Source organism: Desulfobacter sp. (assembly GCA_028768525.1).
In the GTDB taxonomy this organism is placed as follows: domain Bacteria; phylum Desulfobacterota; class Desulfobacteria; order Desulfobacterales; family Desulfobacteraceae; genus Desulfobacter.
On record CP054837.1, the window covers coordinates 919,765 to 937,492 of the forward strand.

The window sequence follows — 17,728 nt, forward strand, 5'->3', positions numbered from 1 at the left end:
CGGTGAATTAACCGCCCAATTCCGGCATCCGCAACTCAACACTTACAAGGGGCACCATACCAGATACCCCCGAATAAATCTACGTATAAGACCTTCCCGGCCCTGTCAAGGCCAAAAAAAAGCCCCTTTGCCGGTGAGGGCAAAGGGGCTTTGCTTAAGCGTATTGACGCATCATGCTAATGCATGCTTACATCATGCCGGGCATTCCGCCCATTCCGCCGCCGGGCATGCCGCCGGGCATTCCGCCGCCGGCATTCTCTTCGGGGATTTCAGCGATCATGGCTTCGGTGGTCAGCATGACAGATGCAACGGAAGCGGCATTCTGCAGGGCAAACCGGACCACTTTCTTGGGATCGATAACACCGGCTTCGATGAGATCTTCGTAAACGTCGGTTCTGGCGTTGTAGCCGAAGGCGCCTTCAGCTTCTTTCACCTTGTTGATGACAACGGAGCCTTCAACACCGGCATTGTCGGCAATCTTGCGCAGGGGCCATTCAATGGCTTTGGCAATGACTTCAACACCCAGTTTTTCTTCACCTTCAACATCCAGACCGTCAAGGGCTGCAATGCTTCTGACCAGGGCAACACCGCCGCCAGGCACGATGCCTTCTTCAACAGCAGCGCGGGTGGCGTTCAGGGCATCTTCAACGCGGGCCTTTTTCTCTTTCATTTCAGTCTCGGTGGCAGCACCAACGTTGATGACAGCAACACCGCCGACCAGCTTGGCCAGTCTTTCCTGGAGTTTTTCGCGGTCATAGTCGGAAGAGGTCTCGTCGATCTGGGCACGGATCTGTTTTACGCGGCCTTCCAGGGCTTCTCTGGCACCGGCACCGTCAACGATGGTGGTGTTGTCTTTGTCGATGGTGATGGATTTGGCCTGACCCAGATCCTGGAGGGTAATGTTTTCCAGTTTGATTCCGATATCTTCGGAAACCACCTGGCCACCGGTGAGGATGGCGATATCTTCCAGCATGGCTTTTCTTCTGTCGCCAAAACCGGGGGCCTTAACGGCAGCAACGTTCAGGGTACCGCGCAGCTTATTCACAACCAGGGTAGCCAGTGCTTCGCCTTCAACGTCTTCTGCGATGATAACCAGCGGCTTGCCGGTCTTGGCAATTTCCTCGAGGACCGGCAGCAGGTCTTTCATGGAAGAAACTTTTTTGTCGCAGATCAGGACAAAGGGGCTTTCCAGGGCGGCAACCATTTTTTCGGTATCGGTTGCAAAGTAGGGAGACAGGTAACCGCGGTCAAACTGCATACCTTCTACAACGTCCAGGGTAGTGTCCATGGATTTGGCTTCTTCAACGGTGATAACACCTTCTTTGCCGACCTTGTCCATGGCTTCGGCAATAATGTTACCGATGGTGGTGTCGTTGTTGGCGGAGATGGTACCGACCTGGGCGATTTCATTCTGGTCTTTGGTGGGCTTGGCCAGTTCTTCGAGGTTGGCGACGATTCTGGCAACTGCCTTGTCGATGCCTCTTTTAATACCCATGGGGTTGTTGCCGGCAACGACCAGTTTCTGGCCTTCTTCATAAATGGCACGGGCAAGAACAGTGGCGGTGGTGGTACCGTCACCAGCCATATCAGAAGTCTTGGAAGAGACTTCTTTTACCATCTGGGCGCCCATGTTTTCGAACTTGTCTTCAAGATCGATTTCCTTGGCAACGGTCACACCGTCTTTGGTGACGTTGGGGGAACCCCAGGATTTTTCAATAACAACGTTTCTGCCCTTGGGGCCCAGGGTTACCACAACGGCGTCGGCCAGGGCCTGAACACCTTTGAGCATCGCTTCACGTGCTTTGGCATCGTACTTAATTTCTTTAGCCATCTTATTCAATCTCCATTTATATCTTTAATGGTTTAATTCGCAGGTTCTATAGTCAGAAAATCCTAGTCCACAACGCCCAGAACGTCATCCTGGCGCATGATCAGATAGTCAACGCCGTCGATTTTAACTTCGGTGCCGCCGTATTTGCTGAACAATACGCGGTCACCTACTTTTACATCCATGGCAAGGAGCTTGCCGTCTTCGCCCATACGGCCGTTGCCGGTGGCGACGACTTTACCTTCTGCAGGTTTTTCCTTAGCTGTATCGGGGATAATGATACCGCCTTTGGTTTTTTCATCTTCTTCAACGCGTTCTACCAGAATTCTGTCACTCAGAGGTCTGAAACTCATGATGCAATTCTCCTTTAGATATTAATGTTTGTTCACTAAATTTTATATTGAATTAAATCCAAACTTCTCCAACCGGCTGTCATGGTTTATTTGGAAACGCCGGATTTGGAAGCTGTATTCTCTGATTTGCTTGCAGTTTTTTCTTTGGTGCCACCGGAATTGGTACCGGATTTTGCCCCGCCGTAATCCGTCACATACCATCCGGAACCTTTCAGATGAAAGGAACTTTGGGAAATCAGCTTTTTGAGGCTGCCTTTACACTGGGGGCAGATCTCAAGGGGGGGCTCAGAAATTTTCTGGAATGCTTCTTCAATATGTCCGCATTCCTTGCATTGGTACTCATAAACAGGCATTTTCTTTTTTCCTTAATCTTTTGCCGCCGAAGCGCTGACTGACACTCCGGTGGGGCTTCACTGCTTGAAAAATCAAAAATAAAATAATAAGTCTTTCACCCTTGTCAAGGCAGCTCATTTAAAATTTTTACCCGATCCCACACCCGGCAGACAACCATGCCAATCCTTATAAAATTCAAGCACTTTCAACATCCCAGAGACCGATACACCGGAAAGAATCTCATAGGTCAAACCATGAACTTTCTTTTCTTCCCCCATAGTGACATCCGCCTCGGAGGCATTCTCATACCGGTGTTCAAACCGCGAAAACCGAACCACATGAACCAACTCATGGACAAGTATATATAAAAGAAAGGGATCAAGACGAATCTCGGGCCGTTGGGACACCAGCGCGATGATGGCGGAATCCTGAAGACAGACATGGTAAAGACTGAAAGCAGAAGAGCTTAAATGCACATCGCTTTTTTGCCCTTCATATTTAAGCACCTGGGCGAAAGGGCCATCCACCCGTTCATGGCGGGAGAGGGTTGCAGCGGTTTTAATATCATACCGGTTGTTCAGCCACTGCGCCGGAGAAAGCTTGAAAAAATTATTGACGAGCTCCTCGGCCCGGACAACAGCCCGGTCCACCAGCTTGAGCTCTTCTCGGTTAAAAACCATCTGCTCCATTTTCTACCCCGCCCCTTAACAATAAAAGAATAGACACAAACTGAAAAATTATGCTATAGTAACAATTTAGCATAGAAACAGAATCAATTCATCTAAAGGAGGTGATTTTTTTGGGTAGCGTAATCAAGAAGAGAAGAAAAAAAATGCGCAAGCATAAACATAGAAAACTCCTCGCAAAGACCAGACATCAGAGAAAGAAAAAATAATTTACGAAGTATTTTTTCTTGAAATTAAAGGGCGTATTGAGACGGCAAACCGACTTCAATACGCCCTTTATTTATTTACCGATCGCTTCCCTTCAGATACTTCATCAAATCCGAATCCGTTGACAACACCATGGTGCTGTCTTTTTCCAGCGTCTTCTTGTACAACTCCATGGTCTTTAAAAAAGCGTAGAACTCAGGATCCTGGCCGTAAGCCTCGGCATAGATGCGGGTCGCTTCGGCATCCGCCTTACCCTTTAGGGTCTGGGCCTCCTTGTATGCTTCTGATTTGATCACCTGAAGCTCCCGTTCCTTTTCACCCCGGATTTTACTTGCCTCCCCGCGGCCTTCCGCCCTGAATTTTTCGGCAATCTGCTTTCTTTCAGCGATCATCCTGTCATAGACAGACCGCCGCACGCTGTCGATATAGTTGATCCGTTTAATCTTCATATCCACAACTTCAATGCCGAACTGGGCCAGCTTCTCCCTGGCCTGCTTTTCGATCTGCCTGGCGATCTCGTCCCTGCCAAGATCCACCTTATACCGGACCAGTTGCTTGGGCGCATCTTCATTCTCACCGTTACTCATTCCTGCGATGGCCTCAAAGGTATCCATGGGACGGTCGGTATTCCTCACACTCTCCACCAGGGGATAGGAGGAAATCAGGTCACGGACGGCCGGATCAATGATATCATCCAAACGTTTAAGCGCGGCAAATTCGTCCTTTACGGTCTGAAAATAAACAATGGGATCGGAAATCCGCCACCGTGCATAGGTATCCACCCATATATAGGTTTTATCCTTTGTGGGCACCTGCCCGGGATCACCATCCCATTCCAGCAGGTTTTTCGGGAAATAATTGGCCTTCTGGATAAAAGGAATCTTAAATTTTATCCCCGGATCCTTTTGCGCTTCCCCCACGATCCGCCCGAACTGTGTCACCACCACCTGCTGGGTTTCATCTATCACATAGACAGATCCTGAAAACAAAATTACGGCAACCGCAATCACCGCCAGCACCACTATTTTAACACTATTTCCATTCATTCTTATTCACCCTTCTGAAGAAATCTGTCCTGGGGCAGCCCGGCCGCCTTGTCGCCCATATTTAAAAACGGAAGAAGGTTTTTCTGATCCGAATCAATGATATACTTGTTTCCGACCTTGGGCAGCACTTCCAGCATGGACTCAAGGTACATTCGTTTTTTGGTCACATCTTTTGCCTGGGCATAGGCATCATACACCGACTTAAACTTGGCGGCATCACCCTGGGCCCGGTTCACCCGGTCAATGGCATACCCTTCGGCATCCTTAATAAGCCGCTGTGCTTCACCCCTTGCCAGGGGGACCGCCTTATTGTATTCTTCCCTGGCCTTGTAGATGGTCTGCTCTTTTTCCTGGGTGGCCTGGTTGACTTCATTGAAAGACGCCTGCACCGGCTGGGGTACGTTGGTCTTCTTCATCTCGATATTTACGATACTGATACCGGCCTTGGCGTTGTCCATTTCTTTCTGGAGCATTTCCTTGGCAGCCAGGGCGATTTCCGCCCGGCTGGAAATCACCTCATTGATACTCCTGTCGCCCACAACCGTACGCATGGTGGCCTCCGACATATTTCGGAGCAGCGACCGGACATCTTTTACATTAAACAGATACTCTTTGGGATCTGCCCTGCGGTACTGAACAATCCAGGGGACCACCGCCACATTCAAATCCCCTGTCAGCATCAGGGAAGATTCCTGCCTTGAGGAATCCGTAGCCGTCCGATAGGTGCCTGTACTGCCATAGGTTTTAAACCCGAACTCTTCTGTTTCAGGTGTTTTAACGTTGACCTTGGTGACCTTTTCAATGCCTGTGGGCAATTTAAAATTCAGCCCCGGCTGTACAACCCTGTCATACTTGCCGAACCGCTGGATCACCCCGACCTCATTCCGGTCCACTGTAAAAAAGGTAGATGACCCCAGATACAGCGCCAGCAGCAGGATGCCGACGAAAAGCACGCCCGGGAATCTAAACCCCTTAAATTTATTTACAAGATCATCTATTTGGGGCGGCTTTGGCATGCCGGGGCCGCCCCCCTGCCTCTGTTCATACTTTTGCTGGTTTTCCCTGAGTTTTTCCCAATCCCAATTCATAAATTCTGTCCTATACTGAGCGTCCTTTGCAACAGTTGAGTGGTTAATTTTTTTCCGATACATTTTGAAGGCAAAATATGAACTATTTAACTTGAATCAAGGCCAAAAGGCAATATTTATTTGGAAAACAGGCCCCGCCGGCGGGCCTGAAACCAGATGCCGCATCTCATTTTTTAGGTATATTCAGATACCGTTATATGGTATGACCCAGAAAAAAAGATATAAAACAGGAAATCAAAAATTGTGAGCAATAACCAGAATAAAAATAATCTGATACATATCAGCGACATCCTGACCCGTGCCCTGGGCAAATACAGGCCGGCGCAGGATACAAGCATGACCCGAATATGGGAAACCTGGGACAATGCTGTCGGCGCCCCCATTGCCATGAACGCAAAACCCGAAGCTTTTAAGGACGGAACACTTTCGGTAAATGTATCCAGTTCCGCCTGGATCCACCAATTAAAGTTCCTGGAAAAAGAAATGATTTCCAATCTAAACACCCACCTGGACAAGCAACTCATCAAGCAAATACGGTTCAAAATTGGAAAAATACACAGTTGAATCCCTGTTTGACGGCAGACTCAGGCTCCGCCAGCCCCAAAACGGATACCGGTATACCCTGGACCCCATCCTTTTGTGCAGCCATGTCCGACCGGGGAAAACGGAAAAGATCCTGGATGCCGGATGCGGATGCGGCATCATTCCCCTGGTAATAGGGACCAGACACCCCAACACAACCATCACCGGTGTTGAAATACAACGGGAACTGGCTGAACTGGCCCATGTAAATATCACCCAAAATCATATGACGGACAGAATCCGGATTATAAATAAAGACATTCTGGAATTGACAAAATCAGATGCCGGCGCCCCTTTTGACATGGTCATATCAAATCCCCCTTATAAAAAGGTAAACACCGGCCGCATAAACCCCAATCACCAGAAAGCCATTGCCAGACATGAAATAACCCTAACCATATCCGCCCTTTTCAACGCAGCGGACAACCTTCTCAGGCCCGGCGGACAGATCATGATCATACTCCCAGCGGAACGCTTATTCGACCTGCACCAGGCAATGGCCGGAACCTCCATACGGCCTGTATGGATAAAATCCATCCACCCATCAGCAAAAAAAAATGCCATACGGATCATTGCCTGCGGTGCAAAAAATTTCAAATCATCCTGCAGGGTTTTACCGCCATTCATCCTCTATGATAAAGATAACAACCCAACAAAAGAACACAGAAGCATATTTAATGCTTGACACAGACACAAAAAAAGCATATCTTGCCCCGGTCGATTGAGTTCGGAGAGGTGACCGAGTTGGCTGAAGGTGCACGCCTGGAAAGCGTGTGTATCCTAACCGGGTACCGCGGGTTCGAATCCCGCCCTCTCCGCCAGACAAAGGGGAAGCTGCTGTGAATACAGTGGCTTTTTTTATTTGTGCGGCATCTTATTTTGAATTCCCCTGCCATACACATTGGCATACGATAGGATTAAAATGACAATCGACATCTCAAACATCCCATTTTCCCAAAACCCCTCATCCTTATTGTTTCCGATTCAGGACACCCATGGACCTTCAGGAAACCACTTCCAGAAACGAATTGCGGTATTTCTTAGAACAGATGATTTGCCTGCTGCAAAAACTAAGGCCAGAGACCTGGCATGAAGACAGGGCTTTGTTATAGGGCGCCGGTGAGGCTGCAATAAAAAAGCAGGGCGCTATAAAACACCCTGCCTTCTTCCTTAAAGAGAATCTTTAATTATGATCTTTTTTTCTGGAGATCCCTGCAAGACCTAAAAGACCAATACCAAATAAAATAATTGTACTAGGCTCTGGAATGGGCGTTTGACCCACTGTGATTTCAAAATTATCTATCAATTGCCTTGAATATGAGGCGCCTGTTGATCCAGTAAAACCAAAATAGGCATCAAAGCCAGCATACCCACTAATTACATAGTCAATATACTTAGTACCATCCATAAGGACTTGGATACTGCCATTATTAAATACAATATCCGCATGGTGCCAACCGGTATTGACCATATCAGGCGTTTCACTAAGGCTTAACGGCGTCATTACACTTTGCCCAACAGCAATGTGGCTTGCCCGATCCAGGTAATATTCCACCCCGTCATTGTATGGCTCATTCCAATAGGTATCAACTTCCACCATATAGCCATTCAACCCTTCAAAGCCCAAGTAACCGCCACCGCCACCGAGCCCTTTATTTTGCACCCAGGCAAAAGTTAACCCGTCTCCACAAAAAGGCCGATTGGGCTCACTAATAAAAAAATCAAAACTAACATCAAAGCTGGTGGCATTTAGTTTTGTATCTAAAAAAATACTTCCGATTTGGCTTGTTGATGGCGCTGTCAACTGAACAGCCCCTGAATATGAAGTTGCTGTACCAAAAGTACTAAACCCTGCTGTCCCTGCATCAAAATTATACGATGTTGCAGAGGCGACTCCCGTTAAGATGAAAACACATAAAATCAAGTAAAAGAATTGTTTACTTCGCATAATCCCTCCAAAATTTGTTTTAAAATTATAGGTATTTTTTTTACATCATCAGGGAGGTAGTCTGGGGCAAGGCCAACCATAGGCGGTATAAAATTAAAGTGAAGAACAATACTATAAATAAAAGCAAGTATTATACCCAATCAAAAAAGTAATTTTTCCCCCGCATTGGTCATTAATAGTTGGTATTTGCAAAATCAGAACAGATAAACTGTGGAAAAAATATCATATTGTAAAATTAAATTCATCATTACTGTCCAAAATAAATTGCAATCCGAATTTTTTGTCATCAAAAACCCTTTTAATCACGCATCAGGTTTGCATTTCAAAAAACAGGTCCCAATTTTCGTTTCCTATATTTTCAGAACCTTTTAAAAGGCAATTCCATCTGTACTGGCGGTGGGGTCGTCGGCACGGTCTCAAACGGTTTATCGAGCCATTTCCAAAGATCCCTGTAGCTGAACAGGTTCCATCTCAAAAAAGCGATCAAGTTGGATAAAGACCAACCAAATTTTGATTTGAGTTGTAGAAATTTGATCAGCAGCATGGCAATTAATGCTGTCCAAATCTGTGTGTACAAGGCATTCTCACTCGTTCCGACAAAGGTCTTGATTCTCAGATTCTGTTTTATGGCCTTGAAAAACAATTCGATTTGCCAGCGATCCTTATAGATAGACGAGATGGTGGTTGCTCCGAATTTATAATGATTTGTCAGCAAAATGATTTCCCGCTGGTTATCCGCATCCCAAACAACGATTCTCCGCAATATGAATGGACATGCTTTCCGGGCATTGTGGCCGGTAAACTTGATCATTTCATCTGAGAGAATGTTTCTCCGAAGAGGTAGCTCACGCTCTGATAACACCTCATAAGCTGCATTGGTTTTCAGCCTGGTCACAAAAAATACATCTTGTGCTGTCCAGGAAGCAAACAGGCTGTAATCGTTATATCCACGGTCCATTGTGATAATTGATCCTGGTGCGAGCGGGAATCTTTTGGCATATTTGGATTCGTGATTCTTGCCATTTGATATGTAAGCATAGGAAGGCAGGTAGCCATCATGATCCAGTAGCAGATGAAGTTTAACGGCACCTTTCGTACGACGGAATTCTGCCCAGGGGAAAAGACTGAGACACAAGGATATTGTTGTGCTGTCCAAAGAAAGCAGTTTGTTTTTGAACCTGAATTTGTGACCACCAGGTGAATGTTTGCGACAAAATTCAAAGGTATCATAGAAAAGATCTTGAAACAGCTGCCATGAGCGGTTCTTATTAGCATAAGACAACGTTGATTTACTTGGCGCCGAGGATACACCGAGGTGGCGCAGTTTCCCCATGCAGCAGGCAAGGCCCCCACTGATTTCCCTCAGGCTCTTTGCCTGGGCAACTTGACAGAAAAGCATAGCAACAAAATGGTCCCAGCTTTTGAACCCCTTGGAATATCGTTCTGTTTTGTTCTTCGCTACCAGATTCATAAATTTATTACGGTTAAAAAAGGCTACCAATTGACTGAACAGACTCGCATGACGTACCATCATTTCGGAATTCTCCTTGTTTGGGATTCTCAGGTTATTGTTTGGTCGCAACAACCATAATCTCGCAAGGAGAATTCCTACAATATTTTTTTACCTAAATTCCGTTTTTGGACAACAGTGATTGTTACCACACAAAATGCCCAAGCCCCCCCACCTTTTACAGAGTAAAACCGTGCCACAAACCCAATCCTGAAATCGGGTAGCTCCCGGCGTTTCAGATTGGTTGCCTTACGCCCTCCCCCCATTTACAGCCGCCCTTCCCGATTGCTTTTAAGACGGCTTTCTGCTAGAATTCAAACATAAAACGCAATAGATACCCCATGATCCATCAAGCCTGTGCAAGGGTCACGCATCATGAAACTTGTCTGTGTCAATCACCCCTGTGGGTGGAACCGGTTTGTATCCGAACACCCCCATGCGGCCTACGGCCACCTTTTTGAATGGAGCAATGCCATCCAAGCCGCCTACGGCCACGCCCCCCTATATCTGGCGGCGGTGGACGGAAACGGGAAAGACCGGATTCGTGCCGTTTTGCCGCTTTTCAAAATCAAACGCCCTTTTTTCAATCCGGAATGGGTTTCCATCCCATTTTTCGACCAGGCCGGCATTCTTGCCCGAGACCATGAGGCCGGAAGGTGGCTGGTTGAGAAAACAGGCAGCCTTCTGGCGTCCAAAGGATCTGGGCGGCTCTCTTTAAGGCAGGACTGCCGGTTTTCCTGCCCCGACCTTGCACTTGGGGGCCGGCGCCCGCTGGTTTACGATGAAAAAGTCGGCATGCAAATCCCCCTGGCGCCGAACGCCAAGGAAATGATGGCCCGTTTTCCCTCCAAACTCAGAAGCCAAATCCGAAAAGGGATGAAAAACGGCCTGGCCTGGGATATCGGGAAGGAGCGGCTTCTGGCGCCCTTCTACCGGGTATTCAGCAGAAACATGCGGGATCTGGGTTCCCCGGTCCATTCAAGGCGTTTTTTCAAAGCTGTTTTCCACGCCTTCCCTTCCAGGGCCTTTATCTGTGTCGTCTATTACCGGGGAGAACCTTGTGCCGCCGCCTTCATGCTCCGGTTTAAAAACCGGCTGGCCAACCCCTGGGCGTCATCGCTCAGGGAATACCGCCACCTGAACACCAATATGCTCCTCTATTGGCAGATGATCAGGTTCGCCTGCAACCTGGGGCTGGACCGGTTTGATATGGGCCGGTCCTCAAGGGGGGCTTCCACCCATAAATTCAAGCAGCAATGGGGACCGTCAGAAGCCCCCCTTGCCTGGTATTCATGGCCGTTGAACGAGACCAAAACAGTGAAGGAAACGCTTTCCATTGCGCCCTGGAGAAAGCTGCCCGTATGGGGGGCGAACCTTGCGGGGCCGCTTATCAGAAAATATATATCCCTATAGCCAGAGGGCTGAGAATGTTTGACATTGCTATCCCCAAACCATTTATAGTGACCGTGGACGATGTGGGGTGGTGGAACGGCCGGGACGGGTCGGCGCAAAACCAACCGTTCCGCACCGGTATGCCAAGATCCCATGTCCCGGAAGATTACAAGGCATTGGCAGCACTTGGCAAAGGATTGGGCATGCGGATTCCAGTCGGGTTTGTCCTCTGTGAATGGGACAGGACCAATCTGCTCAGGGCGCTGCCCTCCGCCACCTGGATGGGCAGCCGCTGGCAGGCCCCCGTTATCGACCAGGCACAAAGGGAAAAGGCGGCATCCATTATAAAAGAAGCGGCGCCCTTTCTTGAACCCGCCCTCCACGGTGTCGGACACGAATTTTGGATGGACGGAAAACTGGACAGGAGCGAATTCCATACAAATGACGGTAAGATGCGCCATCCGGATGAGGTAAAAATGCATCTGGAATATTTTTTCAGACTCCTGCACCAGAACCGCCTTGATACAGATGTGAAACTTTTTATTCCACCGGCCCTGAACCATAGTTTCGGCAACGGGGAATCGGGATTCCAGAAAATTGCCGCTTCCTTCGGTATCCGGCAGGTCTCCCTGGTATTTGACCGGGCCAGATGCCATGCCCAACCCCAGTTCAGGGAGGTGGGATGGGAAAACAAGGTGGTGTTAATGGACCGGGGGCCGTCTCCCATTGCCTGGAACCGGGTGGCGCCTGCCCCGGATTTTAATCCGGACCAACCGATCCTTCCCCTGCACTGGGCCAATATTCTCCATGAAAGCCCCGGCAACAACATGGCAGTGATCAACGCATGGATAAAAGCCATTAACCGAAAACTCAGAAAAAAGAATCTGCTGCCGGCCAGGGACATCCGCCAGTGCCTGACCCAGCACCTGCACTGCACGCGGTCAAGGGTTGAAAGGCAGGGAGCACATCTCACCGTCCATATGGATTGGATTCACCAGATCCCCGGCGAATCGCTGGGTGATTCGGTATTTTTTTCAGTAACGCATGGACCGCAATCCAAAATACAGATTTACGGCACTGAAAAAATGCCCCAAGCCAATCCAGGCCAGGCGCGTTTTTTAAGACTGGGATTGCCGGTATCGGGTAAAATCGTTTTCCGTGTTTCAACACCGGACATTTAAAATATCAATACCAACAATAAAAGATATTGATATTATCGTTTTGACTTGCCCCGCTCCGCTTTTATAATCCCCCAATGTATGAAACTCAAAAGGGGAACCATGGAAATCCGTTACATACTTGAAAAGGGAACAGCCGAAATCAATGAAGACTGCCTGGTGATCCAGGACAATATCTTCGGCGTGTTTGACGGGGCAACCAGTTTGACGGGCCGGACACGTTTTGAAGGGAAAACCGGGGGCATGATTGCTTCACAGACCGCCAAGTCCGTATTCCGACGGAACCACTATCCTTTAAAACAACTGGCCTGTGAGGCCAACGATAAGATAATGGACCAGATGGTCCGGCATGGGGTAAATGTGACAAGGAGGGAAAACCTCTGGAGCACCAGCGCTGCCGTTGTCCGGATCAAGGATCGGCAACTGGAATGGATCCAGACAGGGGATGCCTTCATTATTCTGATCCATGGCGACGATTCCCACAGGGTCCTGGTTGACCGGGAAGACCATGACCATGAAACCCTTACCCTGTGGAAAAAGCTGGTTCAAAAACAGATCTCCCGCCCCCCCGGCCGGCTCAACGGCAATGATCCGGAAAACGGGATTCCGGCGCTGAAACGGGCCCTGGCCCCCCAGATCAAAAAAGTCCGATTGGGAATGAATAAAAATTACGGCGTGCTCAACGGCGAAAAAAAGGCTGAACATTTTCTGAACCAGGGAAAAGTCTCCCTGGAAGGGGTAAGGGAGGTCCTGCTGTTCACAGACGGCCTGTCCATGCCCAGGGAGACCCCTGAAAAGCATAAGGACTTCACCCCCCTGGTAAAGGATTATCTTTCGCTGGGCCTCGACGGCGTGAAGGAACGGATCCGGAATAAAGAAAAGACGGATCCCCAATGCCTTGCCTTCCCCCGCTTTAAGTGCCATGACGACATAGCTGCCATAGCCGTCACCCTCTAAGACGCTTCCCTGGAAAGACAGGCCTCCTCATAAGCGGCCGCCATTCTTGAAAACACCTTTTCCCAGGTATATGCACGGGTAATTTTTCCGGCCCAGTCCATGTCCGGCTGCCTGTGGTCCAGTATGGTTTGAATACTTTTTTCAAGGGCGGCAGCCAGTTTTTCCTCCATGCCGGGCATATCCTTTTCAAAAGGAGTATCCACGGTTTCCAGGGGTGGCAGTGGGATCATCTCCACCATGGGGGATTGGGTGCTTCCAAGAATTTCCCTTGTACCCGGAAGTGCCGTGGTCAGGATCCGGCACCCCGAAGAGAGCGCTTCCATGATCACCAGGGGCAACCCCTCAAAAAATGACGGCAGGACAAAAAGATGGGCGGTTTTCATCAGGCCGGCAAGGTCGCGGTGGGATAAAGGCCCATGCACAACCACCCGGTCTCCAAGGGATTCTGCCAGTGCCAGGCACTCGTCTTTTTCCCTGCCGCTGCCGGACCCTGCCAGGTGGAGCCGGAAATTCAGGCGTGACACCTTTTTAATGGACCTCAGCAGCCAGGGGACTCCCTTGGCCCGGCTCAGTTTTCCGGCATAGACGATCTCCACGGGCCCAGTATCAGGCTTGGCATCCCGGGCGGTAACGGAGCCGAAACCAAATAAATCATTTTCAAATCCCGCACCGACCACGCGCAGCCGTTCTGGATCAACGCCGTGGATCTGCATCACCGCTTCCTTCTGGTGATGGCCCAGGCAGAGTATCCGGTCTATTTTTCTGACTGCCCCGGCGATTTCCGGACCGATTCTGGGGCACAGGGAAAACTGGCGCAGACAGGTGCCATGGCAGGATGTCACCATGGGACGGTCCGCAAATACCCACCTTGCAATTTTTGAAACAATCCATAAATGATGGGTATGGATAATGTCCGGGGCAAAGTCTTTTTTGGCCTGCTGAAGTTTGCGTTCAAAGGCATCCTGGTACTGCGCCAGTTGTTCAGGGCCCATTGAGGAAAACACAGTACTTTGATACGGCATGACGTCACTCATGCCCGGCAGGGGGAAATCCAGGCCAGGCCCACCGTTAAAGTGCACAAAAAGGGCATGGTGCATAGGAATCAGAGACGGGTCCGGTTCAAAATCGTTCTGAATTCCGGCAACCATGTAATTCTTAAAGCCCCTTGCTTTTGCCTGTTTGATAATAGCCTGCAGGGTTTTACCGGATCCTGTAAAATCCGGCATCTGGCTTAATACATGGAGAATTTTCATGGGGGAATTTTACCATATGGAAAGGGGGATGAGAAGAATAATTCAAAATTCACTCATTGACCCCCAACCGGCCCTCTGGTATAAAGTCCACTTGGCACCCCTTTGGTGATAACAAAACGATAAATTGGATAAAACCCGGCGTGGACAATACGCCATACAGCATGCCTGAACCTTCATGTCTTACCAAGTTTTAGCCTTAAAATACCGGCCCCAGACCTTTGAGCAGGTTGTGGGACAGGCCCATGTAACCACCACCCTGACCAATGCCATTGCAGCGGACCGGGTGGCCCATGCCATCCTGCTCACCGGCCCCAGAGGCACCGGGAAAACCACCATTGCCAGAATTTTGGCAAAGGCCATGACATGCACCGAGGGGCCGACCCCCTCCCCCTGCAACCGGTGCAAAATCTGCAAGGACATCATCAACGGGCATTGCGCCGATGTATTTGAGATTGACGGCGCCTCCAACAACAGTGTGGAACAGATCCGGGACCTACGGGAAAATGTAACCTACATGCCGGCATCGGCCAGGTTTAAAATCTATATCATCGACGAAGTCCACATGCTGTCCACGGCGGCGTTCAACGCCCTGCTCAAAACCCTTGAAGAACCGCCGGAACACGTACTTTTCATATTTGCCACCACAGAGGTCCACAAAATTCCGGCCACCATCCTCTCCCGGTGCCAGCGCCATGACCTGGCCCGGATTCCCCTGGAAGAAATTTCCGGCCACCTGGCATTTTTATGCCGGGAAGAAGGATTTGAGGTGGAACAAGAAAGCCTGGATATGGTGGCCCTGGAGGCTGACGGATCCATCCGGGATTCCTTGAGCCTGCTGGACCGGATACTTTCCGCCAGCCCGGATAAAACCATCCGCCATGAGGTGGTGGCCGAAAACCTGGGCGTCTCCGACCGCCAACTCATGTTCGACCTGGCATCGGCCGTATTCAGTAAAGACGGAGCAGCCCTGATCAGCCTTGTCCAGCGGGTGAACGATTCCGGAATGGACCTGAAAAAATTCTATTCAGATATCATCGCCCATTTCAGGAACCTGAACATCATCAAAATCTGCGGCAAGGATACCCCCAGTTTGAATCTCATTGACGCGGAAAGAAACCGCCTTGCAGATGCCGTGGCGGCCCAATCGGCCACCTACACCGGCATGCTGCTCCAGCGGCTTCTGGATGACGAGAATCTGGTAAGGTATGCCTCCCATACCCAGACCGCCCTTGAGATGGTATTGCTCAAACTCATTCAGATCAGCCCGGGAGCCGATCTGGATAAAATCATCAGCAAGCTTGATCTCCTGGCCAGACAAATCAGCGAACAGCCGGCAGCCCCTACCCCTTCACAGGCGGTTTCACCCGCTCCCCAGGCAATGCCGGCACCACAGGCTATGCCGACACCGCAGGCTCCCCAGGCGCCGGCGCCTCCCCACGGCTACCAGGGCCCGCCGCCGGATACCATGCCGCCGGAACCGCTGCCTGCAGAGCTTCCCGCCATGCCGCCGGTGATGAACGATCAGCCGGCACCGCCGAACCGGACGGCCTCCCCCGGCCCCGTACCCGTCCAGCCCCCTGGCCCCGCGGAAATGCAAGAACCGCAGGGACCGGTTACCTGGCCCGGCTTTCTCAATATACTGCAGAGCAAACTCCCATCCATGTTTGCCCTGCTGTCCCGGGCCGATGTGGACACCTCGGCCCAAGATCATGTCAGCGCCAGCTTATGCCTGCGTACTGACTTTGAAAAAAAGAGGATGGAAAATAAAGAAAAGGAATTGCAGGCCCTGAGCATGCAGTTCATGAAAAAACCAATAAAACTCAAAATCACTGCCGACACGACAGAGCGGCCCCAGGGACCTTCACAAAGCAAAATTGCCGAAGACAAGGCCAAACAGGCTGCGGCCCGCCACCCCATGGTCCAGGAGGCCCGGCGGCTGTTTAACGGAGAGATACTATAATTCAAAAGGAGTTATCCACCCATGAAAAATATGAACACCATGATGAAACAGGCCCAGAAACTGCAGAAGAAAATGCTCAAGACCCAGGAAGAGCTGGCCAAAAAAACCGTTGAGGCCACTGCTGGCGGCGGCATGGTAAAGGTCATCGCCAACGGCGGCCAGAAAATCGAATCCATTGTCCTGGAAAAGGAAGTCGTGGACCCCGAAGATGTCGAAATGCTCCAGGACCTGGTACTGGCTGCCGTTAACGACGCCCTGAACAAATCCCAGGAAATGGTTTCCTCAGAAATGGGCAAGCTCACCGGCGGGTTCAACATTCCCGGGCTGTAATCCGGCCAAAGTTATTGTAGAAGCCGCCCAGTGAACCACTACCCGGAAGCCATTGTAAAGCTGATCAATTCCTTTTCCACCCTGCCCGGAATCGGAAAAAAAACAGCTGAGCGCCTGGCCCTGCATATCCTCCATGCGCCGGACCACCAGGCCGCCGCCCTGGCAGGTGATATCCTCGAACTCAAATCCAGCGTCAAGCTATGCAAAAACTGCTTTGCATTCAGCGACAAGGACCGCTGCCGCATCTGCTCGGACCCCACAAGGGATCCGTCGCTGATCTGCGTGGTTGAAAATCCCACCGATATGGCGGCCATAGAGAATTCCGGGTCATTTAAAGGGCATTATCACATTCTGGGCGGAGCCCTGTCCCCCATAGACGGCATTGGCCCCGAAGACATCCGCCTTGCGGAATTGTTCACCCGGGCCGAGCCCGGCCGGATTACGGAAATCATCCTAGCCACCAAAACCAACGTGGAAGGCGAGGCCACGGCCGCATACATCCAGGACAGGCTCAAATCGTCCGGCATCAGCATCACCCGGATTGCATCCGGTGTACCCATGGGCGGGGACCTGCAGTACGTGGATCCCCTGACCATGCAAAAAGCAATGGAAAAACGGTATGGATTCTAATATTGGCAGCGGCGGGTTAACCGCCCAGGACATCTTTGACTGCAAGCAATGCGGCGAATGCTGCAGGGGATTCGGCGGCACCTACGTCACTGCCGAAGACATTGATAAAATCTGCGCCTTCATCCAGGCCGACCCGGCCACCTTTGTGCAGAAATACTGTGACATGTCCGGTTCAAGGCCGGTGCTCACCCTGGGAGAAAACGGCTGCTGCATCTTTTTCGATCCTGAAAAACAATGCACCATCCACCCGGTGAAACCTTACATGTGCAAGGCATGGCCCTATATCAAAACCATTATCACCCACCCCGAAAACTGGGACATTATGGCCAACTCCTGCCCGGGCATGAAAAAAGGAATTCCCCACAGCGAGCTTCAGCGTATTGTGGCCGGGGAAAAGGAAAAACTGGACCAAAATTTCAATAGGTAATTTTTATGCCCGGCCTAAAA

The 17,728-nt window shown here is 50.2% G+C and carries 19 protein-coding genes and 1 tRNA gene; 11 read left to right on the plus strand and 9 right to left on the minus strand.

Annotated elements, in window-relative coordinates; translation table 11 throughout:
- Positions 1 to 187 precede the first annotated feature (187 nt).
- From groL to HUN04_04140, 4 genes are all read right to left on the minus strand, one after another.
- Entirely contained in the window at positions 188 to 1,831 is a 1,644-nt protein-coding gene (gene groL / locus HUN04_04125) for a chaperonin GroEL (protein WDP88963.1), read from the minus strand.
- Positions 1,832 to 1,893: 62 nt separating this feature from the next.
- Complete coding sequence (gene groES / locus HUN04_04130; GenBank protein WDP88964.1) at positions 1,894 to 2,181, minus strand: co-chaperone GroES; 288 nt, start codon at positions 2,179 to 2,181, stop codon at positions 1,894 to 1,896.
- A gap of 86 nt (positions 2,182 to 2,267) precedes the next feature.
- Entirely contained in the window at positions 2,268 to 2,534 is a 267-nt protein-coding gene (locus HUN04_04135) for a zinc ribbon domain-containing protein (protein WDP88965.1), read from the minus strand.
- Positions 2,535 to 2,648: 114 nt separating this feature from the next.
- A complete protein-coding gene (locus tag HUN04_04140; protein ID WDP93153.1) occupies positions 2,649 to 3,194 on the minus strand; it encodes a hypothetical protein in 546 nt (181 codons plus the stop codon).
- A gap of 119 nt (positions 3,195 to 3,313) precedes the next feature.
- Between HUN04_04140 and HUN04_04145 the strand changes: the two genes are divergently transcribed.
- A complete protein-coding gene (locus tag HUN04_04145; protein ID WDP88966.1) occupies positions 3,314 to 3,409 on the plus strand; it encodes an AURKAIP1/COX24 domain-containing protein in 96 nt (31 codons plus the stop codon).
- 75 nt (positions 3,410 to 3,484) lie between these two features.
- Here the strand turns inward: HUN04_04145 and hflC are convergent, their stop codons facing one another.
- Both hflC and hflK read right to left on the minus strand, forming a co-directional pair.
- Positions 3,485 to 4,453 carry a protease modulator HflC gene (gene hflC, locus HUN04_04150; GenBank protein WDP88967.1) on the minus strand — a complete coding sequence of 323 codons (969 nt, stop codon included), beginning with the start codon at positions 4,451 to 4,453 and terminating at the stop codon, positions 3,485 to 3,487.
- Between the two features lie 2 nt (positions 4,454 to 4,455).
- A complete protein-coding gene (gene hflK / locus HUN04_04155) occupies positions 4,456 to 5,541 on the minus strand; it encodes an FtsH protease activity modulator HflK (GenBank protein ID WDP88968.1) in 1,086 nt (361 codons plus the stop codon).
- 243 nt (positions 5,542 to 5,784) lie between these two features.
- Between hflK and HUN04_04160 the strand changes: the two genes are divergently transcribed.
- The 3 genes from HUN04_04160 (at position 5,785) to HUN04_04170 (ending at position 6,944) form a co-directional block, all read left to right on the plus strand.
- Complete coding sequence (locus HUN04_04160; protein WDP88969.1) at positions 5,785 to 6,105, plus strand: DUF721 domain-containing protein; 321 nt, start codon at positions 5,785 to 5,787, stop codon at positions 6,103 to 6,105.
- The gene (locus tag HUN04_04165) at positions 6,086 to 6,808 is read left to right on the plus strand and encodes a methyltransferase (protein WDP88970.1); all 723 of its coding nucleotides are present in this window, start codon (positions 6,086 to 6,088) and stop codon (positions 6,806 to 6,808) included. The genes HUN04_04160 and HUN04_04165 overlap by 20 nt, the downstream gene beginning before the upstream one ends.
- Positions 6,809 to 6,852: 44 nt before the next feature.
- A tRNA-Ser gene (locus HUN04_04170) sits at positions 6,853 to 6,944 on the plus strand.
- Between the two features lie 362 nt (positions 6,945 to 7,306).
- On the opposite strand, the gene HUN04_04175 is transcribed toward HUN04_04170, so the two are convergent.
- Both HUN04_04175 and HUN04_04180 read right to left on the minus strand, forming a co-directional pair.
- Positions 7,307 to 8,071, minus strand: coding sequence for a PEP-CTERM sorting domain-containing protein (locus HUN04_04175; GenBank protein ID WDP88971.1), 765 nt, complete (start codon positions 8,069 to 8,071; stop codon positions 7,307 to 7,309).
- A 358-nt stretch (positions 8,072 to 8,429) separates the two neighbouring features.
- Positions 8,430 to 9,602 (minus strand): IS4 family transposase, encoded by a 1,173-nt coding sequence (locus HUN04_04180; protein WDP93154.1) that lies wholly within the window; start codon positions 9,600 to 9,602, stop codon positions 8,430 to 8,432.
- 354 nt (positions 9,603 to 9,956) lie between these two features.
- Between HUN04_04180 and HUN04_04185 the strand changes: the two genes are divergently transcribed.
- The 3 genes from HUN04_04185 (at position 9,957) to HUN04_04195 (ending at position 13,108) form a co-directional block, all read left to right on the plus strand.
- Positions 9,957 to 10,994 (plus strand): GNAT family N-acetyltransferase, encoded by a 1,038-nt coding sequence (locus HUN04_04185; protein ID WDP88972.1) that lies wholly within the window; start codon positions 9,957 to 9,959, stop codon positions 10,992 to 10,994.
- Positions 10,995 to 11,008: 14 nt separating this feature from the next.
- A complete protein-coding gene (locus tag HUN04_04190) occupies positions 11,009 to 12,154 on the plus strand; it encodes a hypothetical protein (protein WDP88973.1) in 1,146 nt (381 codons plus the stop codon).
- Between the two features lie 99 nt (positions 12,155 to 12,253).
- A complete protein-coding gene (locus HUN04_04195) occupies positions 12,254 to 13,108 on the plus strand; it encodes a protein phosphatase 2C domain-containing protein (GenBank protein WDP88974.1) in 855 nt (284 codons plus the stop codon).
- On the opposite strand, the gene HUN04_04200 is transcribed toward HUN04_04195, so the two are convergent.
- Positions 13,105 to 14,361, minus strand: coding sequence for a glycosyltransferase family 4 protein (locus tag HUN04_04200; GenBank protein WDP88975.1), 1,257 nt, complete (start codon positions 14,359 to 14,361; stop codon positions 13,105 to 13,107). The two genes, HUN04_04195 and HUN04_04200, sit on opposite strands and share 4 nt — an antisense overlap.
- A gap of 175 nt (positions 14,362 to 14,536) precedes the next feature.
- On the opposite strand from HUN04_04200, the gene dnaX reads away from it, so the two are divergent.
- The 4 genes from dnaX to HUN04_04220 are packed head-to-tail and all read left to right on the plus strand — an operon-like array spanning position 14,537 to position 17,708.
- The gene (dnaX, locus tag HUN04_04205; GenBank protein ID WDP88976.1) at positions 14,537 to 16,321 is read left to right on the plus strand and encodes a DNA polymerase III subunit gamma/tau; all 1,785 of its coding nucleotides are present in this window, start codon (positions 14,537 to 14,539) and stop codon (positions 16,319 to 16,321) included.
- A 21-nt stretch (positions 16,322 to 16,342) separates the two neighbouring features.
- On the plus strand, positions 16,343 to 16,651 hold the full coding sequence (locus HUN04_04210) for a YbaB/EbfC family nucleoid-associated protein (protein ID WDP88977.1): 309 nt from the start codon (positions 16,343 to 16,345) through the stop codon (positions 16,649 to 16,651).
- A gap of 30 nt (positions 16,652 to 16,681) precedes the next feature.
- The gene (gene recR / locus HUN04_04215; protein ID WDP88978.1) at positions 16,682 to 17,281 is read left to right on the plus strand and encodes a recombination protein RecR; all 600 of its coding nucleotides are present in this window, start codon (positions 16,682 to 16,684) and stop codon (positions 17,279 to 17,281) included.
- Positions 17,271 to 17,708 (plus strand): YkgJ family cysteine cluster protein, encoded by a 438-nt coding sequence (locus tag HUN04_04220; protein ID WDP88979.1) that lies wholly within the window; start codon positions 17,271 to 17,273, stop codon positions 17,706 to 17,708. Before recR ends, HUN04_04220 begins: the two co-directional genes overlap by 11 nt.
- Positions 17,709 to 17,728 lie beyond the last annotated feature (20 nt).

Coding starts and splice junctions, on each gene's coding strand:
- HUN04_04220 (WDP88979.1), top strand. CDS start 17,271: ATGGATTCTAATATTGGCAGCGGCGGGTTAACCGCCCAGGACATCTTT.
- HUN04_04175 (WDP88971.1), bottom strand. CDS start 8,071: ATGCGAAGTAAACAATTCTTTTACTTGATTTTATGTGTTTTCATCTTA.
- dnaX (WDP88976.1), top strand. CDS start 14,537: ATGTCTTACCAAGTTTTAGCCTTAAAATACCGGCCCCAGACCTTTGAG.
- HUN04_04210 (WDP88977.1), top strand. CDS start 16,343: ATGAAAAATATGAACACCATGATGAAACAGGCCCAGAAACTGCAGAAG.
- HUN04_04180 (WDP93154.1), bottom strand. CDS start 9,602: ATGGTACGTCATGCGAGTCTGTTCAGTCAATTGGTAGCCTTTTTTAAC.
- HUN04_04135 (WDP88965.1), bottom strand. CDS start 2,534: ATGCCTGTTTATGAGTACCAATGCAAGGAATGCGGACATATTGAAGAA.
- HUN04_04185 (WDP88972.1), top strand. CDS start 9,957: ATGAAACTTGTCTGTGTCAATCACCCCTGTGGGTGGAACCGGTTTGTA.
- HUN04_04195 (WDP88974.1), top strand. CDS start 12,254: ATGGAAATCCGTTACATACTTGAAAAGGGAACAGCCGAAATCAATGAA.
- groES (WDP88964.1), bottom strand. CDS start 2,181: ATGAGTTTCAGACCTCTGAGTGACAGAATTCTGGTAGAACGCGTTGAA.
- hflC (WDP88967.1), bottom strand. CDS start 4,453: ATGAATGGAAATAGTGTTAAAATAGTGGTGCTGGCGGTGATTGCGGTT.
- hflK (WDP88968.1), bottom strand. CDS start 5,541: ATGAATTGGGATTGGGAAAAACTCAGGGAAAACCAGCAAAAGTATGAA.
- groL (WDP88963.1), bottom strand. CDS start 1,831: ATGGCTAAAGAAATTAAGTACGATGCCAAAGCACGTGAAGCGATGCTC.
- HUN04_04190 (WDP88973.1), top strand. CDS start 11,009: ATGTTTGACATTGCTATCCCCAAACCATTTATAGTGACCGTGGACGAT.
- HUN04_04140 (WDP93153.1), bottom strand. CDS start 3,194: ATGGTTTTTAACCGAGAAGAGCTCAAGCTGGTGGACCGGGCTGTTGTC.
- HUN04_04200 (WDP88975.1), bottom strand. CDS start 14,361: ATGAAAATTCTCCATGTATTAAGCCAGATGCCGGATTTTACAGGATCC.